5 protein-coding genes are annotated in these 6,006 nt (G+C 68.7%); 2 read left to right on the top strand and 3 right to left on the bottom strand.

Translation table 11 applies throughout. The features are described 5' to 3' along the window. The first annotated feature begins 450 nt into the window (after nucleotides 1-450). Nucleotides 451-1,317 carry a hypothetical protein gene (locus FrCorBMG51_RS19985; protein ID WP_235433752.1) on the top strand — a complete coding sequence of 289 codons (867 nt, stop codon included), beginning with the start codon at nucleotides 451-453 and terminating at the stop codon, nucleotides 1,315-1,317. A 339-nt stretch (nucleotides 1,318-1,656) separates the two neighbouring features. Then, nucleotides 1,657-3,159 carry an MFS transporter gene (locus FrCorBMG51_RS19980; protein ID WP_235433751.1) on the top strand — a complete coding sequence of 501 codons (1,503 nt, stop codon included), beginning with the start codon at nucleotides 1,657-1,659 and terminating at the stop codon, nucleotides 3,157-3,159. A 93-nt stretch (nucleotides 3,160-3,252) separates the two neighbouring features. Here FrCorBMG51_RS19980 and FrCorBMG51_RS19975 read toward each other — a convergent pair whose 3' ends face one another. From FrCorBMG51_RS19975 to FrCorBMG51_RS19965, 3 genes are all read right to left on the bottom strand, one after another. Continuing rightward, on the bottom strand, nucleotides 3,253-4,065 hold the full coding sequence (locus FrCorBMG51_RS19975) for an ABC transporter permease (RefSeq protein WP_047224572.1): 813 nt from the start codon (nucleotides 4,063-4,065) through the stop codon (nucleotides 3,253-3,255). Then, on the bottom strand, nucleotides 4,062-5,030 hold the full coding sequence (locus tag FrCorBMG51_RS19970) for an ABC transporter ATP-binding protein (RefSeq protein WP_235433750.1): 969 nt from the start codon (nucleotides 5,028-5,030) through the stop codon (nucleotides 4,062-4,064). Before FrCorBMG51_RS19970 ends, FrCorBMG51_RS19975 begins: the two co-directional genes overlap by 4 nt. A gap of 351 nt (nucleotides 5,031-5,381) precedes the next feature. Beyond that, on the bottom strand, nucleotides 5,382-6,006 hold a 625-nt coding region (locus tag FrCorBMG51_RS19965), incomplete at its 5' end, for a response regulator (protein ID WP_047224597.1).

Here is a 6,006-nt window from a genome sequence, read left to right as displayed (position 1 = left end):
CCCGCCGTACCGGCAGGCCGGCCGGGCGAGCGGGCGGGACAGGCGGAGCCGGTCCGAGCGCCTGTCGTCCCCTCCCCTCCCTCGCTCCCCCACTTCTTCCCGTCGGCCCGCCCCCAGGACCTGCGGAATTACAGTGCGGGATCACAGCAGGATCATTGTAAGAATTCATCTTCGTGATGAGTGGCATCGCCCACCGGAGCTCGTTGTTCATCATCTCGAAATGTAAATTTTGCAGACGTTGGGCCGCTCCGACGCCCATCTCTGCGCGTATCGCGGCAGCGACTGGCACACTGTGTTCCACCCTATGGAGACAAGGCGAGGATGATGACACACTTGTGCCAGTCGCCCATCCGCCGGACTCACTTTCCGGCGGCCCGTGGCGTTCGAGTTCGCTTTCGTCCCGGCATGGTGGGTGGCCGGGGCCGCGCCGCTACACTCACGGTCATCTCGATGGCTGTGATCCTGCTCGCTCAGACTACACCGGCTCAGGCCGCAGACTCCACCCAGTACGCCGGCGACTCCTCCCGCGGACTCGGCGTCGCCATTCCGTTCAGCGGTTTTACCGACCGTAACGGACAGGCGGTCCCCATCTCGGGCGCGGTCGGGGCCGACCTGGTCCTCGGTTCGACCGCGCAGCCGTACCTGCCGTGCCAGAACTACGATCCACTGACCGGCACCGGCGACACCTTCATAAACGCCTGTGAGGTACCTGGAAGCTACACCACCTACACGCGCTTCGCGGCCGGCCAGGGTATTCTCTTCCCGCACGGCTACTTCGTGCCCGACGTCCAGCCGGATTACGTCAACGATGGTTCGCTGCGCACCGACTGGGGCGCCCGCGCCGCCGGGCTCTCACTGGAGTTCTACCCGGACGTCGCACTCGACCAGGAATACGTTCACTCCCGTTTCTACGTGGACTATTTCAACCACCGGGCGAACGGCTGGACCTACTCCTACCACGTGGGAACGATCAAGCTCGTGACCCTCGCGGACCCGGGCACCGCCCGAATCATCGGCAGCGTAACCCGCAACGGTGCCGCCCCGGCCGCAAAAGAGATCAAGTTCACCATTTTCGGCGGTGACGCCCGCTCCTCGGCCGACTACCCGATCTCCTCCTTCGCAGTCACCTACAGCAACGGCACGGACTGGACCAGCGGGGCGATGTACGCCGGGTCGCAGCGGGTCACCGTCGACGACACCGCAACCGGTCACCAGTGCGTCTACGACCTGCCACGCATCAGCGGGCCGGACAACCGGCTGGACTTCGACGTGGCCCGTCCCGGTTTCGGCCGTGACGGCGGACACTGCAACTTCTAGGACACCGCAGCTTCCAGGACGCGCGGCTTCCGGCAAGGTGCTCGTTCCAACAGGGCACGCGGCTTCCACTAGGTTTGAGTTCCCTGGTACGGACCGCGGTCGCGGTCGAGGACCACTGGTCGGCTGTTCGACGGTTTTCATGATCGTCGAACAGCCGATGTCGATGTCGATGCGCCCGTCGGCTCCTGCCGGCAGGCGCGGGTGTGGCCCACATCTGTTCCGATGACACAGGAGGCTGACACGCAGCGCAGTCATGGCACCGACATGGAGCCGTCCTCTCCCTCTCCCCCGCCCCCGCCCGTGGGACCGGCGATCCGGTCGACGGACGGGGCCGGGAGCGTGCCCGCGACGGGACGGGTACGTAAGTGGCTGCCGCTGCTGACGGTCTGTCTCGGCACCTTCATGCTGCTGGTCGACGTGACGATCGTGAACGTCGCCCTGCCGGGCATGGTGGTCGACCTCGACGCGTCGTTCGGCGCGCTGCAGTGGGTCGTCGACGCCTATGCGTTCGCGCTGGCCGCGCTCGTCCTCGGCACCGGCTCCATCGCGGACCTCGTCGGCCATCGCCGGGCCTACGTCGTCGGGCTCGCGGTGTTCGCGGCGTCGTCGTTCGCATGCGGCATCGCGCCGAACTCCGCGGCGCTCATCGCGGCGCGCGCCGTGCAGGGCGTCGGCGCGGCGGCCATGTTCGCGACGACGTTCGCGCTGCTCAACAGCTCCTACACCGGACGCGACCGCGGCAGCGCCTACGGCCTGTGGGGTGCGGTGTCGGGTGCGTCCGCCGCCGTCGGCCCGATCATCGGCGGGCTGCTCACCGAAGGCGTGTCCTGGCGGTGGATCTTCTTCGTCAACCTGCCGGTGAGCGTCGCCGCCATCGTGCTGTGCCTGTTCGTGCTCACCGACGCGCACGAGCCCACCCACAGCCGGGTGGACGTCCCCGGCATGGTCACGTTCACCGCGGCGGCGGCGGGCGCGACGTACGCGATCATCCGTGCGAGCGAGGAGGGCTGGTCCAACGCGCTCACCTGGTGGCTGCTCGCGCTGGCGGCGGTGCTGCTCGCCCTCTTCGCCGGCATCGAGTCGCGATCGTCGCACGCCATGCTGGACCTCGCGCTGCTGCGTAACCGGTCGTTCGTCGGGGTGCTCGTCACGGGCGTCCTGCTGACGTTCGCCGCCTTCTCCGCGTTCGCCTACACCTCGATCTGGCTGCAGTCCGTGGTCGGTCTCAGCCCGATCGAGGCCGGTCTGACCGGTGTGCCGCTGTCGGTCATGGCATTCGTGGTCTCGGCGTCGACCGGCCGCTTCCTGCACGGTGTACGGCCCGACTGGATCCTCGGTGGCGGTCTGCTGGTCGTCGGCCTCGGTGACGCGCTCGCCGCCGTGCTCGTCCACGGCTCGGCGAGCTGGCCGGCACTCATACCCGGTTTCGTGGTGATCGGTATCGGGGTGGGGATCGTGACGCCCGCGCTTGGTTCGGTCTCGATGGCGCTCGTGCCCGCGCGGCGCGGTGGCATGGCCGCCGGCGCGGTCAACACCGCGCGGCAGCTCGGTTTCGCCTTCGGTATCGCTGTCCTGGGCAGCGTGTTCGCCGCTCGCGCGCAGCGCAGCCTGTCCGGACGCGGCGTCGAGGACGCGGCTCGGACGGCCCGCGCGGTCGCCGGCGGCCAGACGGCGTCGCTGCTGCGCGCGGCCCCGCCGAGCACCCGGCACGCTCTCGACAACGCCGTGCACGCCTCGGCGGTGACCGGTGTCCAGGGGGCGTTCGCGGTGGCCGCCGCGGCCGGCCTGCTCGCTGGCGCCATCGTCCTCGTCCTGATGCGCCCCACCCACCCGGCCACATGATCCAGATGTCGCGGCCACCAGAACTAGAAGATCAAATTGTGGATCGATGCCGTCAACAGCGTTGACTATAAACTGGATCAGCCAGTCAGGCAGTTACGTCGCGGCGGGTGAGGGCGACGGCTGCCNGCGGGTGAGGGCGACGGCTGCCAGTACCGCGGCAACGCCGGCGTACCCGGCCGCGAGCGCCAACGCCGGGCCGTAGGAGGCATCCGGCAGGCCGCCGCGGGCGACCGCGTCGAACACCAGGCCTGGGAACGTCCGGGCCGCGCCCGCCCATGTCTGTTGGATGATGTGCTCGACCGGCAGCATCCAGGCAATCCCGATCGACAGCGCCAGCACGGTGGAGCGGGTCAGCACACCCAGCGCCGTCGCGACAAGCGCGAAACACATCGTGGCGAGGAGCGCGTTCAGGAAATTGGCAGCGGCGGTTTCGAGTGCCGCCTCGCTCCACCACTGCGACGTGTCCACCCCGCGCAGTTGCGCCATGACGACAGCTGTGGCCACGCTGAGCGTCAGTGCCACCAACAGCGCCACCGTCATCATCACGAACATCGCGGTCAGTTTGCCTGCGAGCCAGGCCGCCCGCCGTGGCTGCTGCAACAGCAGCGTCCGCAGTGTCCCCTGGCCGTACTCGTTGGTGACATTCGCGGTGAAGACCACGAAGACGAGCAGGCCGATGAAGGTCATCCCGGCGGCGAATCCAACGCTGGGGCCGTCCGGGCCGGCAAGGCGTGCCAGCGTCATGGCGAATCCCGCACTGGGACCGTCGAGAGGCCGTGCGGTGTCCTCGGCGAGGGCGAAGGCCAGGACGCTCGCCAACATCCCCATCACGGCCACCGCCGCGATGGCGACAAGCGTCCCTCGACGGCGCAGTTTGAGTAGCTCCGCATGCAACGCGCGGTTCATCGCGTTCCCTCCAGTTCCCGGGAAACCCCGGCCACCGGCGACGTGCCAGGGGCATGATCGACCGCGCTTCCACCCACCAGGCTTTGGTAACGCTCTTCCAGGCTTACCCGCACCGGGGTGATCTCCACGAGGGTGATGCCCGCCGCGAACGCGTCCCGGTTCAGCTCGGCGAGCACCGCGTCCATGGCCGACTCGGCATCCAGGTACCTCTGGTCACCCCGCTCGCCGGGGACGGACGGGGGTAGGTCGACACGCAGCCGGTCGCCGTCGCGCCGCACGGACAGGTTCCGGCCCGTGGTGAGCTCGGCCATGGCGCCGAGATGGTCCGGATGCTGCGGACGCAGCAGCACGCTGCGCCCGCCAGCGGCCATCAGCCCGTCGATGGGGCCGTGGTAGACCGAGCGGCCGTGCTCCATGACGACGATCCAGTCACAGATCTGTTCCACTTCGGACAAAAGGTGCGAAGAGATCAGAACGGTCCGTACTCGCCCGTCTCCTGGACGCCGCGCCAGTGTGCGCACCAGCTCCCGCATCTGCTGGATACCGGCCGGGTCGAGGCCGTTGGTGGGTTCGTCGAGGACGAGCAGGTCAGGGTCTGCGAGCAGTGCGGCCGCTATCGCCAGCCGCTGTTTCATACCCAGGGAATAGGTCCGGAAGGCGTCACCGCCACGGCCCGTGAGCCCGGCCTCGGCCAGGACCTCCGGAATCCGGGAACGGTCATGACCGCCGAGGGCGGCGAGCACGGCGAGATTGTGCTCCCCGGACAGCCCCGGGTAGAGGGCGGGGTTCTCGATCAGGGCGCCGACTCTGGGAAGGTACCGTTGTGGCCTGGTGAGCGGTGCGCCGAGAACGCTGCCCTCGCCGGCGGACGGCCGGACCAGCCCGAGCAGCATCCGCAAGGTGGTGGTCTTGCCGGCGCCATTGGGACCGACGAAGCCGGCGACCGCACCGGTCGGGATACGCATCCGCAGGCCGTCGACGACCGTCCTACGACCGTAATGCTTAGTCAGGTGAAGGACCTCCACGGCGAAACCGTCCGTCACTGCGGGTATACGGCGTTGCGAAACGCCCACGGTGTTGGCCACATCAGCCGGTACGGTGACGGCCGGCGTGACAGCAGTCGATGTCATGGCCCCAGAGTCGCCGGCCGACGGCGTCGCGTCGTCCGCCCGGCGGCGTCACCGCGCTACGCAGATCGACGTAGGCCGGGTGTACGCGAGAACCGACCAGTGGAAACAGACCAAGGAAACAGACCAGCGAAGAGGGCCTGACGAGAGCGTGCGGGCACACCCGCGCGTCAGGACAACGCGTAAGCATCAGGACGGCGTGACCATGCCTGCCTGGTTGGCGAGGACGGCGAGCTGGGCCCGGTCGCGCGCCCCCAGCTTCACCATCACCCTGCTCACGTGGGTACGGGCCGTAGCCGGGCTGATGAACAGCCTCTCCGCGATCTCGTCGTTCGACAGGCCATGGCCCACCAGGCCCATGACCTCGCGTTCGCGTGCGGTGAGCCCGCTGAGGTCGGGTGTGTGCACGGCGGGCCGCCGAGCAAAGGCGTCGATCACCCGCCGCGTCACTGTCGGTGACAGCAACGACTCCCCCGCCGCAACCACCCGGATCGCCCGGAGCAACTCCGCGGGCTCGGCGTCCTTCAGCACGAACCCGGCCGCGCCTGAGCGCAACGCCTCGAAGACATACTCGTCCAGCTCGAACGTGGTGACCATGACGACCCGGGTCTGATCAAGATGCGGGTCCTCGACGATCGCCCGCAGGGCGGAAAGGCCGTCGAGGACGGGCATCCGGATGTCGAGCAGCGCCACGTCCGGACGTGTCCGCTGGACAACGGCGATCGCCCTGCGCCCGTCCTCGGCCTCCCCGACCAGATCGAGATCGTCCTCACTGTCGATCAGTACTCGCAGGCCGAGCCGTACCAGCGGCTGG

It is taken from the genome of Protofrankia coriariae (assembly GCF_001017755.1).
Classification (GTDB): Bacteria; Actinomycetota; Actinomycetes; order Frankiales; family Frankiaceae; genus Protofrankia; species Protofrankia coriariae.
This window is presented reverse-complemented; position numbering and strand designations above follow the sequence as displayed.